Annotated in this window: 18 protein-coding genes; 8 read left to right on the plus strand and 10 right to left on the minus strand. The window is 65.4% G+C overall.

The window, feature by feature from the left end:
* Positions 1-28: 28 nt before the first annotated feature.
* Complete coding sequence (locus FFS18_RS05675) at positions 29-628, plus strand: TetR/AcrR family transcriptional regulator (RefSeq protein WP_137870122.1); 600 nt, start codon at positions 29-31, stop codon at positions 626-628.
* A gap of 65 nt (positions 629-693) precedes the next feature.
* Here the strand turns inward: FFS18_RS05675 and FFS18_RS05680 are convergent, their stop codons facing one another.
* The gene (locus FFS18_RS05680) at positions 694-1,149 is read right to left on the minus strand and encodes a PA2169 family four-helix-bundle protein (protein WP_137870123.1); all 456 of its coding nucleotides are present in this window, start codon (positions 1,147-1,149) and stop codon (positions 694-696) included.
* Between the two features lie 295 nt (positions 1,150-1,444).
* On the opposite strand from FFS18_RS05680, the gene obgE reads away from it, so the two are divergent.
* The 6 genes from obgE to sppA all read left to right on the plus strand — a co-directional run bounded on the left by obgE (position 1,445) and on the right by sppA (position 7,573).
* Positions 1,445-2,494 (plus strand): GTPase ObgE, encoded by a 1,050-nt coding sequence (obgE, locus tag FFS18_RS05685; protein ID WP_137870124.1) that lies wholly within the window; start codon positions 1,445-1,447, stop codon positions 2,492-2,494.
* Positions 2,495-2,543: 49 nt separating this feature from the next.
* Positions 2,544-3,056: a MipA/OmpV family protein gene (locus FFS18_RS17815; protein WP_137870125.1), complete on the plus strand. Its 513-nt coding sequence runs from the start codon at positions 2,544-2,546 to the stop codon at positions 3,054-3,056.
* Positions 3,053-3,340: a MipA/OmpV family protein gene (locus tag FFS18_RS17820; protein ID WP_171005244.1), complete on the plus strand. Its 288-nt coding sequence runs from the start codon at positions 3,053-3,055 to the stop codon at positions 3,338-3,340. Before FFS18_RS17815 ends, FFS18_RS17820 begins: the two co-directional genes overlap by 4 nt.
* Before the next feature lie 46 nt (positions 3,341-3,386).
* On the plus strand, positions 3,387-4,493 hold the full coding sequence (proB, locus tag FFS18_RS05700) for a glutamate 5-kinase (protein WP_137870127.1): 1,107 nt from the start codon (positions 3,387-3,389) through the stop codon (positions 4,491-4,493).
* 17 nt (positions 4,494-4,510) lie between these two features.
* The gene (locus FFS18_RS05705) at positions 4,511-5,410 is read left to right on the plus strand and encodes an SDR family oxidoreductase (RefSeq protein ID WP_137870207.1); all 900 of its coding nucleotides are present in this window, start codon (positions 4,511-4,513) and stop codon (positions 5,408-5,410) included.
* Positions 5,411-5,590: 180 nt separating this feature from the next.
* Complete coding sequence (sppA, locus tag FFS18_RS05710; RefSeq protein WP_137870128.1) at positions 5,591-7,573, plus strand: signal peptide peptidase SppA; 1,983 nt, start codon at positions 5,591-5,593, stop codon at positions 7,571-7,573.
* Between the two features lie 126 nt (positions 7,574-7,699).
* Here sppA and FFS18_RS05715 read toward each other — a convergent pair whose 3' ends face one another.
* The 9 genes from FFS18_RS05715 to mdh all read right to left on the minus strand — a co-directional run bounded on the left by FFS18_RS05715 (position 7,700) and on the right by mdh (position 18,935).
* Positions 7,700-8,602 (minus strand): alpha/beta fold hydrolase, encoded by a 903-nt coding sequence (locus tag FFS18_RS05715; protein WP_137870129.1) that lies wholly within the window; start codon positions 8,600-8,602, stop codon positions 7,700-7,702.
* 125 nt (positions 8,603-8,727) lie between these two features.
* Complete coding sequence (locus FFS18_RS05720; protein WP_120215441.1) at positions 8,728-9,360, minus strand: trimeric intracellular cation channel family protein; 633 nt, start codon at positions 9,358-9,360, stop codon at positions 8,728-8,730.
* 6 nt (positions 9,361-9,366) lie between these two features.
* Positions 9,367-10,704: an amidohydrolase gene (locus tag FFS18_RS05725; RefSeq protein ID WP_137870130.1), complete on the minus strand. Its 1,338-nt coding sequence runs from the start codon at positions 10,702-10,704 to the stop codon at positions 9,367-9,369.
* A 25-nt stretch (positions 10,705-10,729) separates the two neighbouring features.
* A complete protein-coding gene (lpdA, locus tag FFS18_RS05730) occupies positions 10,730-12,127 on the minus strand; it encodes a dihydrolipoyl dehydrogenase (protein WP_137870131.1) in 1,398 nt (465 codons plus the stop codon).
* A 44-nt stretch (positions 12,128-12,171) separates the two neighbouring features.
* A complete protein-coding gene (locus FFS18_RS05735) occupies positions 12,172-12,465 on the minus strand; it encodes a GIY-YIG nuclease family protein (protein ID WP_137870132.1) in 294 nt (97 codons plus the stop codon).
* Between the two features lie 128 nt (positions 12,466-12,593).
* The gene (gene odhB / locus FFS18_RS05740) at positions 12,594-13,820 is read right to left on the minus strand and encodes a 2-oxoglutarate dehydrogenase complex dihydrolipoyllysine-residue succinyltransferase (RefSeq protein ID WP_120215438.1); all 1,227 of its coding nucleotides are present in this window, start codon (positions 13,818-13,820) and stop codon (positions 12,594-12,596) included.
* Between the two features lie 32 nt (positions 13,821-13,852).
* Positions 13,853-16,675, minus strand: coding sequence for a 2-oxoglutarate dehydrogenase E1 component (locus FFS18_RS05745; protein WP_137870133.1), 2,823 nt, complete (start codon positions 16,673-16,675; stop codon positions 13,853-13,855).
* 90 nt (positions 16,676-16,765) lie between these two features.
* Positions 16,766-17,656, minus strand: coding sequence for a succinate--CoA ligase subunit alpha (gene sucD / locus FFS18_RS05750; protein WP_120215437.1), 891 nt, complete (start codon positions 17,654-17,656; stop codon positions 16,766-16,768).
* 316 nt (positions 17,657-17,972) lie between these two features.
* A complete protein-coding gene (gene mdh, locus FFS18_RS05755) occupies positions 17,973-18,935 on the minus strand; it encodes a malate dehydrogenase (RefSeq protein WP_137870134.1) in 963 nt (320 codons plus the stop codon).
* 312 nt (positions 18,936-19,247) lie between these two features.
* On the opposite strand from mdh, the gene FFS18_RS05760 reads away from it, so the two are divergent.
* Positions 19,248-20,291, plus strand: coding sequence for a polysaccharide deacetylase family protein (locus FFS18_RS05760; protein ID WP_137870135.1), 1,044 nt, complete (start codon positions 19,248-19,250; stop codon positions 20,289-20,291).
* Positions 20,292-20,336 lie beyond the last annotated feature (45 nt).

The following is a 20,336-nucleotide window of genomic DNA, read 5'->3' on the forward strand; positions in this document are numbered from 1 at the left end:
GGTGGTTGAATAGGGTTTACTTACATATATGTCAATAGTGAAGAAGCGCCTGAGTCCTGAGGAAAGCCGGTCCGCAGCGCTGCACGCGGCGCGGGAGATTTTGATCGAAACCGGGCCCGCGGCGGTGACATTGAAGGCGGTGGCGGCGCGCATCGACCGCACCCACGCCAATCTGCTGCACCATTTCGGCAGCGCGGCGGGGCTGCAAAAGGCGCTCGCCGCCTATCTTGCCGAAACCGTGTGCACGACGATCGGGCGAAAAATGGCCGAATCTCCGCCGGGCGAACGCAATGTCCGCGAGATCGTCGATCTTGCGTTCGACGCCTTCAACAGCGGCGGCGCCGGGGCGCTGGCAACGTGGATGGCGGCGACCGGTAACGAGGATGCGCTCGATCCGATCGTGGAAGCGATCCACCGCCTGATCGACGGCATGGCGCCCGATGCGCATGAAAAGCGGCTGATGCACGAAGACACGCTGGCGCTGGTGCTGATGGCGCTCGGCGACGCGCAGATGGGCGGCCCGATGGCCGAGGCGCTCGACCTGCCCCGCGATACGTCGCGCGTGCTGGCATGTGAGCTGATCACCGGCCGCATCGCCCGCTTCTGGGCCGAGCAGAACGCCCGATAAAAACGGCGGCTCCGACGCTTCGGAACCGCCGTCTCCATTCTTCTCCGGGAGGGCGGGAGAAGGTCTTAGCTGGCGTTCAGCTGATGCTTGAGCGCCGACATCTGGTCATGACCATCGCGAACCGAGGCAAAGCTGGTCTGGATCAGCAGCTGCACCGCCGGGTCGAGATCGCCGTCCTTCAGCGCGCTTTCGAACTTCGCCTTGATATGATCCTCGCCGCGCTCGACCTCGGCGACCACCGCCGAATCGTCGCGATCGCCGGTCAGCGCATCGCGCAGACCCAGGAATGCGCGGTGTGCCGACGCCAGCACGGTGCCATCGTCCTCGGGATTACCGCCAAGTTCGCGGACCTTCGTCTGGAACGCAGACACGATGCTCTGGCGCTCGTTGGCGCGGCTCAGAAAAATTTCGCGGAATCGGGCTGCGTTGGCCTCTTCCGCGGCCTTGCGATAACCATCGACGCTGTCGAGCGTCGTTGCGATCAGCGAATTGAGCGTGCTCACATTCTTGTTGTCAAACATTTGAAATCCTTTCGGGAAATTAAGAGCAAGCGCTGCGCAGCGGCTTGTTCACTCAACGAGCGCCAGCGGGTAAAGTTGCGTCGGCGTGGCGCTGGGTCAGCGCATTTTATCGATCATGGCGTCGATGCATCACAAAACTGGCCATTTCGGCGCACTGCGACTAAGGGGAGCCAATCCGATCACATCGTTCGTCCCGAGCGACGTCGCCCAAGGTGACGCCGCGGCATGAACAGGGACCGTCGCCTGCATCGCTCCCAGCGCTCCCAAGGCGGTGTTTCCGCTCCAAAGGTTTCCCATGCATTTCCTCGATCAAGCCAAGATTTTCATCAAGTCGGGCGACGGCGGCCCCGGCGCGGTCAGCTTTCGCCGCGAGAAATATGTCGAATATGGCGGCCCCGACGGCGGCAATGGCGGCAAGGGCGGCGACATCATCTTTGAAGCCGTCGCCGGGCTCAACACGCTGATCGACTTTCGCTACACCCAGCATTTCAAGGCGAAGCGCGGCACCCCCGGCGCAGGCCGCGACCGCACCGGCGCGGGCGGCCCCGACCTCGTCATCCAGGTGCCGATCGGCACGCAGATATTGGACGACGACGAGGACCGCAGCCTGCTCGCCGACCTGACCAAGGAGGGTGAACGCCTTGTCTTCCTTCGCGGCGGCGACGGCGGGCGCGGCAATGCCAGCTATAAGACCTCGACCAACCGCGCCCCGCGCCAGCACGGCCCCGGCTGGCCGGGCGAGGAGATGTGGGTGTGGCTGCGGCTGAAGCTGCTCGCCGACGCGGGTCTTGTCGGCCTGCCCAACGCGGGCAAATCGACCTTCATCAACGCGGTGACCAATGCGCAGGCCAAGGTCGGCGCCTATGCCTTCACCACGCTTCGCCCCCAGCTCGGCGTGGTCAGCCACAAGGGGCATGAGTTCGTCGTCGCCGACATCCCGGGACTGATCGCGGGCGCCGCCGAAGGTGCCGGGGTCGGCGACCGCTTCCTCGGCCATATCGAGCGCTGCCGCGTGCTACTCCACCTCGTCGATGCCAACGACGAAGATGTCGCGACCAGCTACCGCATCGTCCGCGACGAGCTCGAAGCCTATGGCGCCGATCTGATCGACAAGCCGGTGATCGTCGCGCTGAACAAGATCGACACACTCGACGACGAGCTCATCGCCGCGCTGTCGGCCGAACTCGAAGCCGAAAGCGGTCACCCGGTGATGGCGCTGTCGGGCGCGAGCGGCGCGGGCGTCCCCGCAGTGCTCGACAGGCTGCTCGAAATCATCGGCCCCGAAAAGCGGGCGGTCGGGCAGAACGACGACGGCGAAGAATCGACCGACTGGTCGCCGGTTTAGGAACGAACCCGCCGCTGAAGAATTTCGTGCGGAACAACAAGGATTTCGCATGACCCGACACGCTCCCCTTGCCGCACTTTGCCTCGTCGTCGCCACCGCGCTTGCCGGCCCCGCCCACGCCCAGAATGACGGCGACAGCGGCGAAAAGCGCACCCGCATCATTTTGGGCCCGCAACTGTCGCCATCCTGGCCGGGTTCGAAGGAGCTGTCGGTCGGCCCCTATATCGACGTTTCGCGCGAAGGCGTCGGCACCGAATTCACCTTCGAGGCCGCCGACGAAAGCTTTGGCGGGCCGCTTATCCAGACGGGAGACTTTGCTTTCGGACCGTCGCTGGGCTTCATCGGCAAGCGCACCGCCGCCGACATCGGCGCGGACCTCCCCAAAGTCGGCTTTTCGTTCGAGGTCGGCGGGTTCGCGCAGGTCAACCTGACCCCGGCACTCCGCGTCCGCGTCGAAGGCCGCAAGGCGGTGAGCGGCCACAAGGGCTGGGCGGGTGAAGTCAGCGCCGACTATGTGCGCGCCAGGGCGACGACTGGCTGTTCTCGATCGGCCCGCGCGTGACGCTGGGTGACGCCAAATATAAAAACGCCTATTTCGGCGTCACCCCCGCCGCCGCCGCGACCTCCGGTCTTCCCGCCTATGACGTCGATGGCGGCATCCAATCGGTCGGGGTGACCGCAGGCTATCACCGGATGCTCGGCCGCCGCTGGGGCGTGGCGGTCTATGGCCGCTACGACCGGCTGGTCGGCGACGCCGCCGACTCCCCGATCACGCGTGAGCTTGGCAGCCGCAGCCAGCCGTCGGTGGGGGTTGCGCTGAGTTATACCTTCGGGGGCGATCGCTGACGTAATAGCATTGGCGACGACCTTGCATCGCGCTATCGGCGGCGCGATGAGCCTGTTTCCGCCCGCCGCCTGTCACCGCCTGATCGTCAAGATCGGGTCGGCGTTGCTCGTCGATCCCGCGGGCGCGGTGCGCCGCGATTGGCTGGTCGGGATCGCCGCCGACATCGCGGAGCGGACGCGCGCGGGGCAGCAGGTCGCGGTCGTCTCGTCGGGCGCGATCGCGCTCGGGGCGCGGCGGCTCGGGCTGGCGAAGGGTGGGCGCGGGACGCTGGAGGATGCGCAGGCCGCCGCGGCCACCGGACAAATCGCATTGAGCCAAGTATGGGCCGAGGTGCTGGCCGCCGAAGGGCTGACCGCGGCGCAGATGCTCGTGACGCTCGACGATCTGGAAGACCGGCGGCGCTATCTGAACGCCGCCGCGACGCTCGACCGCTTGCTCACGCTGGGCGTGGTTCCGATCATCAACGAGAATGACAGCGTCGCGACCGAGGAAATCCGCTTTGGCGACAACGACCGCCTCGCCGCGCGCGTCGCACAGGCGGCGGGCGCGGGCGGGGTCATATTGCTGTCCGACATCGACGGGCTGTACGACCGTAATCCGGCGCTGCCCGGCGCCACCCATATCGCGCGCATCGAGCGCATCGACGCGGGCGTCGAGGCGATGGCCGATACCGGGTCGGCATCGGGCATGGGATCGGGCGGCATGGTGTCGAAAATCGCCGCGGCGCGCATCGCCAATGCCGCGGGCGCGCACCTCGCCATCGCCTCGGGAAGGATCGACCGGCCGCTGTCGACCGCGGCGCGGCACAGCCTGTTCGTCGCCGAAAAGGGCGCCAGCGCTCGCAAGGCATGGCTGGCGGGCGGGCTGACCGCCAAAGGACGGCTGACCATCGACGCCGGAGCAGCAAAGGCGCTGCGAAGCGGCGCGAGCCTGCTCGCAGCGGGAGTCAGCGGCGTCACGGGCAGCTTTGCCCGCGGCGACGTGCTCGACATTGTCGGCCCCGATGGCACGGTGATGGCGCGCGGCCTGTCCGAATATCCCGGCGCCGACGCCGCGGCGATCGTCGGCCTTGGCCGCGACGCGCAGGAGGCTGCGCTCGGCTATTCACCGCGCAGCGCGATGGTTCACCGCGACCATATGGTGCTGCTGTGACGCGGCGCGTGCTGGCGATGACCGGCGCGACCGGCTTTGTCGGCGGCGCCACGATGCGGCAGGCGATCGACGCAGGGTGGCATGTCCGCGCCCTCACCCGCCGCCCGCAACCCGACCGCGAGGGCGTGACCTGGATCGCGGGCGCGCTCGACGACACGGACAGCCTCAACGAAATAGCCGCGGGTAGCGACGTCGTCATGCACATCGCCGGGGTGGTCAATGTCCCGACGCGCGCGGCGTTCGAGGCAGGCAATGCCACAGCGACCGCCAACGTCGTCGCGGCGGCGCGCGGCGCCGGGGTGACGCGCTTCGTCCATGTCTCGTCGCTCTCGGCGCGCGAGCCCGGCCTGTCAGATTATGGCTGGTCGAAAGAACGCGCCGAGGCCGCCGTGACCGCAAGCGGGCTCGACTGGACGATCGTCCGCCCACCCGCAGTGTTCGGCCCCGGCGATACCGAAATGCTCGACCTGTTCCGCATGGCGCGTCGCGGCATCGCGCTGCTGCCGCCCAAGGGACGCATGTCGGCGATCTATGTCGATGATCTGGCGCGGCTGCTCGTCGCGCTCGCCGCCGATCGCAGCGCGAGCATCGGCGCGATCTACGAACCCGACGACGGCCAGGCGGGCGGATGGTCGCACCGGGGCTTTGCCCACGCGATCGGACGCGCGGTGGGGCGCCGCCGGATCGCAACGCTGGCGGTTCCTGGCGCGGTGCTGAAGGCCGGAGGTCGGATCGACAAGCTGGTGCGCCGCGGCGGCGCCAAGCTGACCCCCGACCGCGCGCGCTATATTGCGCATCCCGACTGGGTCGCGGCACACGGCGCCCAGCCCCCCGCCGCGCTGTGGCAACCCGAATGGGCGACCGACGACGCGCTCGCCGAAACGGTGCGCTGGTACCTGCGTGCCGGCTGGCTCTAACCCTGGTTCCGTTCGTGTCGAGCGAAGTCGAGACACCGCAAAGACGCGCACAGCCGATAGGCATCTCGACTTCGCTCGATGCGAACGGGGACTTGGGGACGTAGTCGTCCATAGGACTGGGTTCCCCACCCGTCGAAGCGTGCATTGCCAACGGCCAGCCGCATCCCTAGGTTTGCAGCCATGACCGACACCACCGCCAACACCCCGAACGATCCCGCCGGCCCCTGGGCCATTCCGGTACGCCGCCCGCTACCCGGCGACGACAAGCCGAAATCGGGAACCAGCTTTCCGCGCAAAGTTTGGCGGCTGCTCGTCGCCATCAAGGACGGGCTCGCGCTGATTTTCCTGCTGCTGTTCTTCGTCGCGATTTTCGGCCTGCTCGCGGGCCGCCCCAACGCCGGCCTGCCGGTCAGCGAGGGCGCGCTGCTGATCGAACTCGATGGGGTAGTTAGCGAACAGCCCGCCGAGGTCGACACCGTCACCGCGCTGTCGGGCGGCGACCAGCTGCAGGAAATCCGCGTCCGCGACGTCGTCCATGCGCTGGAAACCGCCGCCGACGACAAGCGCGTGACCTCGGTCGTGCTGGACCTCGACCGTTTTCTGGGCGGCGGCCAGGTGTCGCTCGCCGAAATCGGCGCTGCGGTCGACAAGGTGCGCGCCAAGAAAAAGCCCGTACTGGCCTTTGCCACCGCCTACACCACCGACAGCTATCAGATCGCCTCGCACGCCAGTGAAATCTGGGCCGACAGCGTTGGCGGCGTCGCCATCGCGGGGCCGGGCGGGTCGCGCCTTTATTACAAGGGGTTGATGGACCGCCTTGGCATCACCGCGAACATCTACCGCGTCGGCACGTTCAAGAGCGCGGTCGAACCCTTCCTGCGCAGCGACCAGTCGCCCGAAGCGAAAGAGGCCAATCTCGCCTATGCCAGCGTGCTGTGGGACAATTGGCTGGCCGACGTCAAAAAGGCGCGTCCGGCGGCCAAGATCGACGCCTATATCGCCGACACCGCGGGCGCGGTGCGCGCCGCGGGCAACGATCTGTCCAAGGCATCGCTCGACGCGGGGCTGGTCGACAAGCTCGGCAGCCGCATGGCGTTCAACACCCGCGTTGCCGAAATCAGCGGCGCCTATGACGACAGCAAGCCGTGGGAATATAATGCGATCCCGCTCGAAAACTGGGTCGCGGCCAACCCGCCCGCAACGAAGGGCAGCGCCATCGCGGTCGTTCCCGTCGTCGGCGAGATCGTCGATGGCGAGGCGCCGACCGGGGTCGCAGGCGGCACCACCGTCGCGCAGCATATCCTCGACGCCGCGGCCGACGACAGCACGAAGGCGATCGTGCTTCGCGTCGATTCGCCCGGCGGATCGGTGCTGGCGTCCGAAGAGATCCGTCAGGCTTTGCTCGTCGCCAAGGCGAAAAAGCTGCCGATCGTCGTATCGATGGCGAATGTCGCGGCATCGGGCGGATACTGGATTTCGACCCCCGCCGACCGCATCTTTGCCGAACCCGAAACGATCACCGGATCGATCGGGGTGTTCGGCATCCTGCCGAGCTTCGAGCAGGCGCTCGCCAAGATCGGGGTCACCGCCGACGGCATCGCGACGACGCCGTTGTCGGGTCAGCCCGACGTGGTCGGCGGCGTCAACGACGAGTTCAACGCGCTGGCGCAGGCGAGCGTCGAGGACGTCTATGCGCGCTTTACTGGGCTCGTCGCGAAAAGTCGCAAGCAGCCACTCGAAAAGGTGCAGGCGATTGCCGAAGGGCGCGTCTGGGCCGGGGGCACCGCGCGGCAGCTGGGGCTGGTCGACCAGTTCGGCGGTCTGCCCGACGCGCTGGCCGCGGCGGCGAAACTCGCCAAGGTCGAGGGCGATTTTCACGCGCAATATTATGAGGACGAACCGAGCGAATTCGCCAAGATGCTGGCCAATTGGGGCAAGAGCGAAGAGGAAGTCGCCGCCGCGCCGCGCGGCTGGTTCGGCATCGCGGCGATGAACCGCCAGCTGACCGAACGCCGGCTGATGCAGGATATGGCGCTGCTGACGCAGACGGGATCGGTACAGGCGGCGTGCCTCGACTGCCGCGGCTATCTGCCCGCCGTGCCGCGGTCGGGCGGTGCGGAGGCGAAGGGGTTCTTGGCGACGATGGCGCTGCTGCTCAAATAATCCCCCTCCCGCTCGCGGGAGGGGCAGCGAGACTTGCGAACTTGTTCGCTAGTCGCAGCGGGGTGGGCAACTGATCCGCTGCTGGCCCACCCCCGACCCCTCCCGCAAGCGGGAGGGGAGAAGGATTTACGCCGCCACGGCGACCCCCTTGGCATGGTCGGCAATGGCACCCGCCAGCGTATCGACCAAGGCCAGCGGCAGGTCATGCCCCATTCCGGGGATCGTCAGCAGTCGCGCGCCCGCGATATTGTCGGCGGTGTCGCGCCCCGCAGCCAGCGGCACTAGCGGGTCATCCTCGCCATGCACAACCAGCGTCGGCGCGGTGATCGTCTTCAGCAAGGGGCGCCGGTCGCCGTCGGCGACGATCGCCGCCATCTGGCGCGCGACCCCCTGCGGATACCAGCCGCGTTCGAAATCGGCGCGAACGCGGCGCTGCAGCCTCTCCTCCGCGGCCGGATAGGCCGGGCTGCCGATCACCCGCGCGGTGCGCACCGAATAGGCGATCAGATCCTCGGCATCGCCGCTCATCGGCCGGTTCGCCAGCGCCTGCATCGCTTCCTTGCGCGCCCGCGGCAGGCGGCGGTTGCCGCTGCTCGACATGATCGAGGTCAACGACAGGGTGCGATCGGGGTAGCGCGCGGCGATATGCTGCGAAATCATTCCGCCCATCGACGCACCGACGATATGCGCGCGCTCGATCGCCAGATGATCGAGCAGCGCGACGCCGTCGGCGGCCATATCGGCGAGCGTGTAGGCCGAACGGACCGGAAGCCCCAACATCGATTTCACGACCATCCACTTGACGTTCGGCACCCCCGCCGCATCGAAGCGCGTCGACAGGCCGACGTCGCGATTGTCGTAACGGATGGTGCGGAATCCGTGGCCGTTCAGCGCATCGACGAACTCGTCGGGCCACAAGGTCAGCTGGCCGCCCAACCCCATGACGAGCAGGATCGCGGGTGCGTCCTTCGGCCCCTTGTCTTCATAGGTAATCGTTATGCCATTGGCGGTCGTCTGCGCGGTGGTCATGCTGCGGAAATCCTTCGGCCGGTTTTCCTTAGCATGGCGCAGTTGACGCGAACGTCAAGTCGGGCATCCAGAACCTACGCGCCGCCTCTCGTCCGTTCGTGTCGAGCGGGGAGGTGGTCAGCGCCCTACGCCCCGGTTTTGGGATCGCGATACGCTGGCAAAGCAAGCGACCAGCGGATCGCTGCGCCGCGCAGGATGAACCCGGCCACCGCGCCAATCACGGCGGCAACCGGCGTCCCGGCGCCGAGCCACAGCAAGAGCAGGAACAGTCCCGACGCAAGCGCCGCCGCGGTAACGTAGATTTCAGGGCGCACGATGATCGACGGCACCCCCGCCAAGATGTCACGGATCGTGCCGCCGACGCAGCCGGTGATGACGCCCATCAGCAGCGCCGGAGCGGGCGGCACGCCCCACGCCAGCGCCTTGGCGGTACCGAACACCGCGTAGGCGGCGAGCCCGACGGCATCGGCCCATTCGAGCAATTGCCCCTGCCACCAGCGTTCGGGGGTGATCCACACGATCAACGCAATGGCGATGCACACCGCCGAAATCGCGCCATCCTGCACCCAGAACACCGGCGCGCCGATCAGCAGGTCGCGCACGCTGCCGCCACCAACCCCGGTGACCAGCGCAAAGAAGGCGGCGGTCACCAACGTCTGGCGCAGCCGCACCGCCATCAGCGCGCCCGATAAAGCAAACACGCCAATCCCCGCCAGGTCGAGCAGCCGAACGATCAGCGCATTGTCGAAATCGAACATCGGCGCCTATTTCGCGCCCGGCCGCACCCCGCCGATGACCGACAGGACGATCGCCGAGACCGCGCCGCGGATCACCGGCTCGGCCTTAGGCGCAAAGAAGGGCGAGTGATTGGTCGGGATCGGCTGGCCCTTGGCCTTCAGGTCGGCGAGGACCGCGGGATCGTAACCGCCGATCGCAAAATAGAGCGACGGAATTCCGGCATCGACAAATTCCGAATAATCCTCGCTCGCCGATACCGGCGCCGCGCTGGCGGGGGCGAACAGCAATTTGTCGCCGAACACCGGTTTCAGGATTTCAAAGCCGTTGGCGGCCATCGACTCATTGTTCACCAGACTCGCGGTGCCGGTCAGATAGGTGATCGTCGGTTCGGGCGCGTTGCCCATCATCGCCGCCGCCTTCGCCGAACGCTCGGCGCCCGAGCGCAGCAGTTGGCGCACCTCGGGGGTGAGCGAGCGGATGTTGACCTTTACCTCGGCGCTGTCGGGGATGATGTTGGGCGCGCTCCCCGCGTTGATCGCGCCGATCGTCAGCACGCCGAACGCGTAGGGATCCTTTTCGCGGCTGATCACCGTCTGGACATCGGTCACAAAGCGCGCCGCGATCGGGATCGGGTCGAGCGTCGCCGACGGCATCGAGCCATGGCCGCCGCGGCCGTGGAAGGTAATCGAATAGCTGTCGGAGGCCGAGAAAGCGGTCCCCGCCTTGATCCCCACCGTCCCCGTCGGGCCGTTCAGCACATGCGCCGCGAAACCATAGTCGGGCTTGGGAAAGCGCGTCAGCAGCCCGTCGTCGAGCATCGCTTTTGCGCCCTTCAATATCTCCTCGGCGGGCTGGCCGATCAGGACGACCGTACCCGACCAGCTGTCGCGCATCGCGGCGAGCGCCTGCGCAACCCCGACCAGATAGGCGACGTGGGTGTCGTGGCCGCAGGCGTGCATCACGGGCACATCCTTGCCTTCGTATGTCGCGCGCGCCTTGCTCGCCCAGGCGAGCCCGGTCTTTTCCTCCATCGGCAGCGCGTCCATGTCGGCGCGGATCAGGATGGTCGGACCGTCACCATTCTTCAGCACGCCGACGACGCCGGTGCCACCGACCTTTTCGGTGACGGCGAAGCCCGCCTTGCGCAGATGCTGCGCGAGGATGCCCGCGGTGCGGACCTCCTGCATCCCGAGTTCGGGGTTCTGGTGCAGATCGCGATACAGCGCATCGAGCGCCGGGTAATTTTTATCGAGCAGCGCAGTCAGCCGGGCATTGGCGGCATTGAGGTCGGGGGCCGCCTGCGCGCTCGTTGCGGTGAGGGAGAGAGACAGCGAAGCCGCTACCCCGAGCCAATGCTTCGCCATAATTCTCTCCCCCTCGATATTCGTGTCAGACGTGGATCGGTTTGCCCGTCACAGCCATCGCGGCTTCCTTCACCGCTTCGCTGTGCGTCGGATGTGCGTGGCAGGTGTAGGCGATGTCTTCCGACGTCGCGCCGAACTCCATCGCCTGCGCCGCCTGCGCGATCATCGTGCCCGCGACGCTGGCGATGCACCACACGCCGAGCACACGGTCGGTCTTGGCGTCGGCGATGATCTTCACGAAACCGTCGGGTTCGTGGTTGGTCTTGGCGCGGCTGTTGCCCGCCATCGGGAATTTGCCGACCTTGACCTCGCCCTTTTCCTTCGCCTGTTCTTCGGTCAGGCCGACCCCGGCGATTTCGGGCCAAGTGTACACGACCGACGGGATGACATCATGGTTCACGATGCCCGTCTGGCCCGCGATATTCTCGGCACAGGCGATGCCCTCGTCCTCGGCCTTGTGCGCCAGCATCGGACCGGGGATGACGTCGCCGATCGCCCAGATGCCGGGAACCTGCGTCGAAAAATCATGGTCGGTTTCGATCTGGCCGCGCGCATTGACGGCAAGGCCCGCCTTGTCGAGCGCCAGCCCGTCGGTATTCGGGCGCCGCCCGATCGACACCAGCACCACATCGGCTTCCAGCGTCTCCGCTTCGCCACCTGCCGCGGGTTCGAGTGTCAGGACGGCCTTCTTGCCCTTTACCACCGCGCCGGTAACCTTGGTCTTCAGCTTGAACTCGATGCCCTGTTTCTTGAAGATGCGGTTCGCATCCTTGCGAATGTCGGCGTCCATGCCGGGCAGGATCTGGTCGAGAAACTCGACGCAGGTGACCTTGGCGCCCAGGCGGCGCCATACGCTGCCCAGCTCAAGCCCGATCACGCCGCCGCCGATGACGACCATATGGCCCGGCACCTTGGCGAGTTCGAGCGCGCCGGTCGAATCGACGATGACCTGCTTGTCATTGTCGACATCGACGCCGGGCAGCGGAGTGACCGACGATCCGGTGGCGATGATGATATTCTTCGCGCGATAGGTCTTGCCCGCAACCTCGACGCTGTCCTTGCCGGTGAAGGCGGCATAGCCCTTCAGCCAGTCGACCTTGTTCTTCTTGAACAGGAATTCGATCCCTGCGGTCAGCCCCTTCACCGCATCGACGCGCTGCGCGTGCATCGCGGGCAGGTTCAGCTTGGGGGACACATCGATCCCCATCTTGGCCATCGCGCCGTTGGCGGCTGCGTCAAAATATTCCGACGCATGCAGCATCGCCTTCGACGGAATACAACCGACGTTGAGGCAGGTCCCGCCCAGCGTCTCGCGCCCGTCGGCGCAGGCGGTCTTCAGCCCCAACTGCGCCGCGCGGATCGCCGCGACATAACCGCCGGGGCCGGCACCGATGACAAGGACGTCGTAGTCGTAATCAGCCATAACTCACTCCGTTTGTGTTCCTGCGAACGCAGGAACCCAAGGCGTCAAGGCGAAAGCCTGTCGAACAAATCCAGCCATTGTGGATTCTCCCGTTCGATCAGTTCAACCTTCCACGCCCGTTTCCATTTCTTCATTTGCAGCTCGCGATGCCGAGCCTGCTGAATGTCATCAAACGCTTCGTACCAGACCAGCCTGTGGCACCCATATTTCTTGGTGAAACTTTCCACCACCTCATTGCGATGCTGCCACACTCGTGCCAGCAGATCGCTGGTGACGCCAAGATACAATGTGCCGTTTCGCCCGCTTGCCATCAGATAGAGATAGCCGGGTCGGGCCATTCTATCTTCCGTTTTCCTGCGAATGCAGAAACCAGGGTGAGATTGCACCATCATTTCATTCCACCCTGGACTCCTGCGTTCGCAGGAGAACAGCTAAATACCTCCTGCGTTCGCAGGAGCACAAACTCTTACAAATCGATCAACAACCGCGTCGGATCCTCGATCGCTTCCTTGATCGTCTTGAGGAACGTCACCGCTTCGCGGCCGTCGATCAGACGGTGGTCATAGCTGAGCGCCAGATACATCATCGGACGGATGACGATCTCGCCGCCCCGCACGACCGGGCGATCCTCGATGCGATGGAGGCCGAGCACCGCCGACTGCGGCGGGTTGATGATCGGGGTCGACATCAGGCCGCCGAACACACCGCCGTTCGAAATCGTGAAGGTGCCGCCGGTCATGTCGTCCATTGTCAGCGTGCCGTCCTTGGCGCGCTTGCCAAGGTCGGCGATCGCCTTTTCGATGTCGGCGAACGACAGGCTGTCGGCGTTGCGAACGACGGGGACGACCAGGCCGTTCGGCGCGCTGACCGCGACCGAGACGTCGAGATAGTCGTGATAAACGATCTCGTCGCCGTCGATGCGCGCGTTGACCGCCGGGATGTCGTGCGCGGCGAGCGCCACCGCCTTGGTGAAGAAGCTCATGAAGCCGAGGCGCACGCCATGCTTCTTTTCAAAGCTCTCGCGATATTTGTCGCGCGTCGCAATCACCGCCGACATGTCGACGTCGTTGAACGTCGTCAGCATCGCCGCAGTGTCCTGGGCCGACTTGAGCCGCTTGGCGATCGTCTGGCGCATCCGCGTCATCTTGACGCGTTCTTCGCGGCGGCCCGATGCACCGCTGGCGGCGGAAGCGGGGGCGGGCGCGGCAGCCGGAGCCGGGGCGGCTGCGGGCGCAGCGCTCGCGGCGGCGAGTACGTCTTCCTTGGTCAGACGGCCGTCCTTGCCGCTGCCTTGGATCTTCGTCGGATCGAGGCCATGTTCGAGCACGAGGCGGCGCACCGCGGGCGACATGGTCGTGACCGTGTCAACGCCTTCGCCCGCCGGAGCGGTCGCGGCGGGGGGCGGCGCGGCGGCTTCAGCCTTTGGCGCCGTGGCGGGCGCAGCAGCAGCGGCGCTACCGGCTTCGATCGTCGCGATCACCGCGCCGACATTGACGGTATCGCCAACCGCGACAACCTGCTGGCCCATCACGCCCGCGACCGGCGAAGGCACTTCGACCGCGACCTTGTCGGTTTCAAGGCTCGCGATGGGCTCGTCGAGTGCAACGGCTTCGCCCGGCTGTTTCAGCCACTCGCCGATCGTCGCTTCGGTGACGCTTTCGCCCAGCGTGGGGACTTTGACTTCGGTGCTCATAGGTGCAGTTCCTTGGGGGTCTTGTGCCTGGCTCAGGCTTTATTCTTGCTGCGGCGAATTTCGGCACGGACGCTGAGGCCCAGTGCGTCGGCGACCAGCGCCGACTGCTCGGTCTGGTGGCGGCTCATCAGCCCCGTCGCGGGCGAAGCCGCGGCGGCGCGGCCCGCGTAGCGCGGGCGCATGCCCTTGTGGCCGGCTTCGTTCAGCGCCTCTTCGATGAAAGGCTCGACGAAGAACCAGCTGCCGTTGTTGCGCGGTTCTTCCTGCGCCCAGACGACCTCCTCTAGCTTCGGCATCCGCTTCAGACGGACGGCGAGCGGATCGCCCGGGAACGGATAGAGCTGTTCGATCCGGATCACCGTCGTGTCGGTCAGCCCCGCGGCATCGCGCGCTTCCATCAGGTCGTAACCGACCTTGCCCGAACACAGTACGACGCGCTTGATGTCAGCGTCGGCGGGCGGGGTGCGGTCGGACATGATGCGGCGGAAATGCGCGTCGCCGATGAAATCGCTGCGCTGCGACACCGCCAGCTTGTGCCGGAGCAGCGATTTCGGCGTCATGATGATCAGCGGCTTGCGGAACGGGCGCAGCATCTGGCGGCGCAGGACGTGGAAATAGTTCGACGGGGTCGAAATATTGCACACCTGGATATTGTCACCCGCGCACAGCTGCAGGAAGCGTTCGAGACGCGCCGAGCTATGCTCCGGCCCCTGTCCTTCATAACCGTGCGGGAGCAGCATCACGAGCCCGTTGGCGCGCAGCCATTTGGCTTCGCCCGACGCGATGAACTGGTCGATCATGATCTGCGCGCCGTTGGCGAAATCGCCGAACTGCGCTTCCCACAATACCAGCGATTTCGGATCGGCCATCGCATAGCCATATTCAAAGCCGAGCACGCCATATTCGGAGAGCGGGCTGTCGAGCACCTCGAACCGGCCGTGCGGCACGGTCGTCAGCGGCACATATTTCGCCTCGGTCTTTTGATCGACCCAGACGGCGTGACGCTGGCTGAAGGTACCGCGGCCCGAATCCTGCCCTGACAGGCGGACCTGATAGCCTTCGCTGAGCAAGGTGCCGAAGGCGAGGCTTTCGGCGGTCGCCCAGTCGAACACTTCCTTGTCGCTCTTGTCGGCAAACATTGCGCCGCGTGCGTCGATGACGCGGCGCAGCGTCTTGTGCACTTCGACGTCGGCGGGGACGGTCGTCAGGACGCGCCCGATCGAATCGAACAATTTGTCGCTGACCCCGGTCGAGATATTGCGGCGCGCGTTTTCGGGATCGGCGGGAGCGTGCAGCCCCGACCAGCGCCCGGCAAACCAGTCGGCCTTGTTCGGCTTGTAGCTTTTGGCGCCCTCGAAATCGTCTTCGAGCCGCGCGATGAACTCGGCGCGGCGGGCGTCGGCCCAACCGGCGTCGATCACGCCTTCGCTTTCCAGCTTGGCGGCGCAGAGCTGCGACACCGGCGGGTGCTTGCGGATGCGCTCGTACATCAAAGGCTGGGTGAACGAAGGTTCGTCGCCCTCGTTATGACCGAAGCGGCGATAGCACCACATGTCGATGACCACGTCGCGTTTGAACTGCTGGCGAAAATCGATCGCAAGCTTGCACGCAAAGGTCACGGCTTCGGGATCGTCGCCGTTGACGTGCAGGATCGGCGCCATCACGCCCTTCGCCACGTCCGACGGATAGGGCGACGAGCGCGCATATTGCGGGCTGGTTGTAAAACCGATCTGGTTGTTGACGATGAAGTGGATGCAGCCGCCGGTGTTGTAGCCGCGGATGCCCGAGAAGCCGAGGCATTCCCACACGATCCCCTGTCCCGCGAACGCCGCGTCGCCATGGATCAGCACCGGCAGCACCTGCTCATGCTTGGCGAGGTCGTCGCGCACCACCTGCTGCGCGCGCACCTTGCCGAGCACGACCGGGTCGACCGCTTCGAGGTGCGAAGGGTTGGGAACCAGCGACATATGCACCGACGCGCCGCCGAACTCGCGGTCGGTCGAGGTGCCGAGGTGATATTTGACGTCACCCGAACCGCCGATGTCGTCGGGGTTCGCCGATCCGCCGGCAAATTCGTGGAAGATGATCTTGTACGGCTTCGCCATGACGTTGGCGAGCATGTTGAGGCGCCCGCGATGCGCCATGCCATAGACGATTTCCTTCACGCCGTACTGGCCGCCATATTTGATGATGGCTTCCATCGCGGGGATCATGCTCTCGCCGCCGTCGAGGCCGAAACGCTTGGTCCCGACATATTTCTTGGCGAGGAATTTCTCCCATTCCTCGGCCTCGATCACCTTGTTCAGGATGGCGCGTTTGCCCTCGACCGAAAATTCGATGATCTTGTCGGCGCCTTCCATCCGCTCCTGCAGGAACTGGCGTTCCTTGAGGTCGGCGATGTGCATATATTCAAGGCCGACATTGCCGCAATAATTGGCGCGCAGGATCGCCACGATCTCGCGGATCGTCGCTTTTTCAAGACCCAGCGTCCCGCCGATATAGACGGGGCGGTCCTGATCGGCGCCGACGAAACCATGATATTCGGGGGTCAGGTCGGCTGGCAGCTCGCGCGTGCTGAGCCCCAGCGGATCGAGATTGGCGGCCAGATGCCCGCGCACGCGATAGGTGCGGATCAGCATCATCGCGCGGATCGAATCATTCGCGGCGCGCTCGACTTCGGCATTCGACAGCGGCGCACCCGCCTTGGCTGCGGCGGCCTTGACCGCGACCTGCATCTGCTGCGGATCGAGCGCGGCGGTCAGGTCGTCGCTGTCGATCTGGGGCCAATTCTTCGGCGCCCAGCTGGGACCGGCCTGCGGCTCATCGATGTCAAAGCTTTGTCGTTCGAGGTTCATTGTCTTTTCCATTCTCGAAAGAGAAATGGCTCCGGGGAGGATATGGGAGCGACGCCCGCTGACAACGGCTGTTGACAGCGGGCGCTTAAATCAAACGCGTTCTTTCAGCACTTCGACCAGCGTGGTGCCGAGTTCGGACGGGCTCGCCGACATGGTGATGCCTGCGGCTTCCATCGCCGCGATCTTGCTTTCGGCGTCACCCTTGCCGCCCGACACGATCGCGCCGGCGTGGCCCATGCGGCGGCCCGGAGGGGCGGTGCGGCCCGCGATGAAGCCGGCCATCGGCTTTTTGCGGCCGCGCTTGGCTTCGTCGATCAGGAATTGCGCGGCCTGTTCCTCGGCGTCGCCGCCGATTTCGCCGATCATGATGATCGACTTGGTCGCTTCGTCGGCGAGGAACAGCTCGAGCACGTCGATGAAATTGGTGCCGTTGACCGGATCGCCGCCGATGCCGACCGCGGTCGTCTGACCGAGGCCCGCATTGCTCGTCTGGAACACGGCTTCATAGGTCAGCGTGCCCGAACGCGAGACGACGCCGACGCTGCCCTTCGAAAAGATGCTGCCGGGCATGATGCCGATCTTGCATTCGCCCGGGGTCAGCACGCCGGGGCAGTTCGGGCCGATCAGGCGCGATTTCGAGCCGCTGAGGGCGCGCTTCACCTTGACCATGTCGAGCACCGGAATGCCCTCGGTGATGCAGACGATCAGCGGGATTTCGGCGTCGATCGCCTCGAGGATCGAGTCCGCGGCGAACGGCGGCGGCACATAGATGCAGCTCGCGGTCGCGCCGGTCACATCCTTGGCTTCGGCGACGGTGTCGAACATCGGCAGGCCGATGTGGGTCGTGCCGCCCTTGCCCGGCGTCACGCCGCCGACCATCTGCGTGCCATAGGCGAGCGCCTGTTCGGTGTGGAAGGTGCCGGTGGCACCGGTCATCCCTTGCGTGATGACCTTGGTGTTCTTGTCGATGAGGATGCTCATTCGAAAGTCTCTCCGAGTTTTGACCTAGCGCGATTGTCATCGAACCGAGTCTTCAAATAGCGAACGCTCCAACCGATACAGTGGGCCAAAGACATTCCTGCGATCAGCACGCCCAAGAAATAAGGGAAAATCTGGGCGCCATATTCATTCAACGATGGATCGTTCGGGTCGCCAGTCCAATGGAGGTATAAGATGTATACCAGCCACAAGCCCAGCAACCCGACGATAGCCGCCGTCACCTTCCATTTCCCGAAATACCCCAGCAGCAAAAACGGCAGGGGAAGAAAGCAGGAAGAGGATGGCGACCATATCCGGCTTAAGCCAGCGACGGATCCAGCGCCTTGCACGCGTCGAGCAGTTCCTTGACCGCGTCGACCGAGACCTGCAGGCCGGCCTTGTCGGCATCGTCGAGTTCGATCTCGACGATCTTCTCGACGCCGCCGGCGCCGATCAGCACCGGAACGCCCACATAAAGGCCGTCGAGGCCGTACTGGCCGTCGACATAGGCGGCGCAGGGCAGGATGCGCTTCTGGTCACCCAGATAGGCTTCGGCCATCGCGATGCCCGAAGCAGCGGGCGCGTAGAAAGCCGATCCGGTGCCGAGCAGCGCGACGATCTCGCCGCCGCCGCCGCGGGTGCGCTTGACGATCGCGTCGATCTTGTCCTGCGACGACAAGCCCATCTTGACGAGGTCGGGAACGGGGATGCCGTTGACCGTCGAATAGCGGACGACGGGGACCATCGTGTCGCCGTGGCCGCCGAGGACGAAGGTGTTCACATCCTTCACCGACACGTCGAATTCGTCGGCGATGAAGTGGCTGAAGCGCGCCGAGTCGAGCACGCCGGCCATGCCGACGACCTTGTTGTGCGGGAGGCCCGAGAATTCGCGCAGCGCCCAGACCATGGCATCCAAGGGGTTGGTGATGCAGATGACGAACGCGTCGGGGGCATTCGCCTTGATGCCTTCGCCGACGGCCTTCATCACTTTCAGATTGATGCCGAGCAGATCGTCGCGGCTCATGCCCGGCTTGCGGGCGACACCGGCGGTGACGATGATGACGTCGGCGCCGGCGATATCCTTATAGTCGTTCGAGCCGGTGATCTTTGCATCGAAGCCCGCGATCGGGCCGACCTGCGACAGGTCGAGCGCCTTGCCCTGCGGCACGCCTTCGACGACGTCGAACAGGACGACGTCGCCCAGTTCCTTCTGCGCGGCGAGCAGCGCCAGCGTTCCACCGATATTCCCGGCTCCGATCAATGCGATCTTCTTGCGTCCCATGGCGCGCGGCACTCCCTTCCTGGCAAGCCCGGCAATGCTTCACAGACCGGCGGCACACGGGCCAAAGTGCCGTGCCGATCCCAAGACTTGGGTCGCCCCTACGCCGATTCCGTTAACGAAACAACCGCGAAAAGCGCGAAATTCCGCCTTTTTATGCAAATAGTTCGCAATAACAACAAGCGGCGATGCAACCGATGTTGCGCGGGATTGCATGGACAATAGTGCGATAGCGTGACAGGCTGATTGACGTCGGGGAACGGCCACCCGGCGAAGTTAACCCTCCTTTATCGCTGGGGTGATAGGCGCGAGCGGATGACGCGGGCAATCATCAGTTTCGATACCGAGCTGTCCGCCGGGCTATACCAGCGCGGCGTCGATGCGCGCGCCAATTTCGAAAGCTCGATCCTGGGGCGCTGCCGCGAAGGCGATTTCGGCATCCATTTCCAGATGGACATGCTCGAACGCCACGGCCTGACCGGGGTGTTCTTTATCGACCCGATGCCGGCGCTGGTTTACGGCCCCGAAGTCATCGATGCGATCGTCCGCCCGGTGCTGGACCGTGGGCACGAGGTGCAGGTCCATATCCACACCGAATGGCTCGCCTTCGCCCGTTTCAACCCGGTTGGGCGATTGACCGGACGGAACATCGGCGACTTTCCGCTGGCGGCACAGAAAAAGCTCATCGCGCTCGCGCGCGACATTTTGGTCGGCGCGGGGGCGCCCCGACCGACCGCGTTTCGGGCCGGAAATTTCGGCGCCAACGACGATACGCTGCGCGCGCTCGCCGCGCTGGGCTTTCGTTTCGACAGCAGTTTCAACGCCGCCTATCTGGGGCATGGCTGCGCCATCTCGCTTGATGCGGGAAACCAGGGCATGCGCGAGCATCATGGCGTGATCGAGGTACCGGTCAGCGGGCTGATGGACCGCGCCAACCGTTTTCGCCCGGCGCAGCTGTGCGCGATGTCCGAAGAGGAAATGCACGACGCGCTCGATCACAACGCCGCCAGCGGCGCGATCCAGTTTTCCGCGTTCAGCCATAGCTTCGAATTGCTGAGCCGCGACCGCAAGGTCGCCAACCGGCTGGCGATTTCGCGGATGGAGGCGCTGTGCCGCGCCGTTGCCGACGATGCCCGCGTGACCAGCGGCGGGCTGACCACCCTGCCCGCACCGCCCGCGCGTCCCCGCCGTATCCACGTTCCCGCGCCGCGCCCGTTTCGCACGCTGCGCCGGGTCGTTCAGCAAGGGGTGGGCCACCTCGCGCATGAAGTGCGCTATGTCCGCGACGTCATCGCGGTGACGATCAATTCGTCACGCTGGGGCAAAATTGCCACCGGCGTCCTGCTCGCCATGGCTTGAGCCTACTTCGGGCGGGCCGACTCTAACCGTAGCCCTGAGCCTGTC

The organism is Sphingopyxis sp. 2PD (assembly GCF_005503695.1).
GTDB lineage: Bacteria > Pseudomonadota > Alphaproteobacteria > Sphingomonadales > Sphingomonadaceae > Sphingopyxis.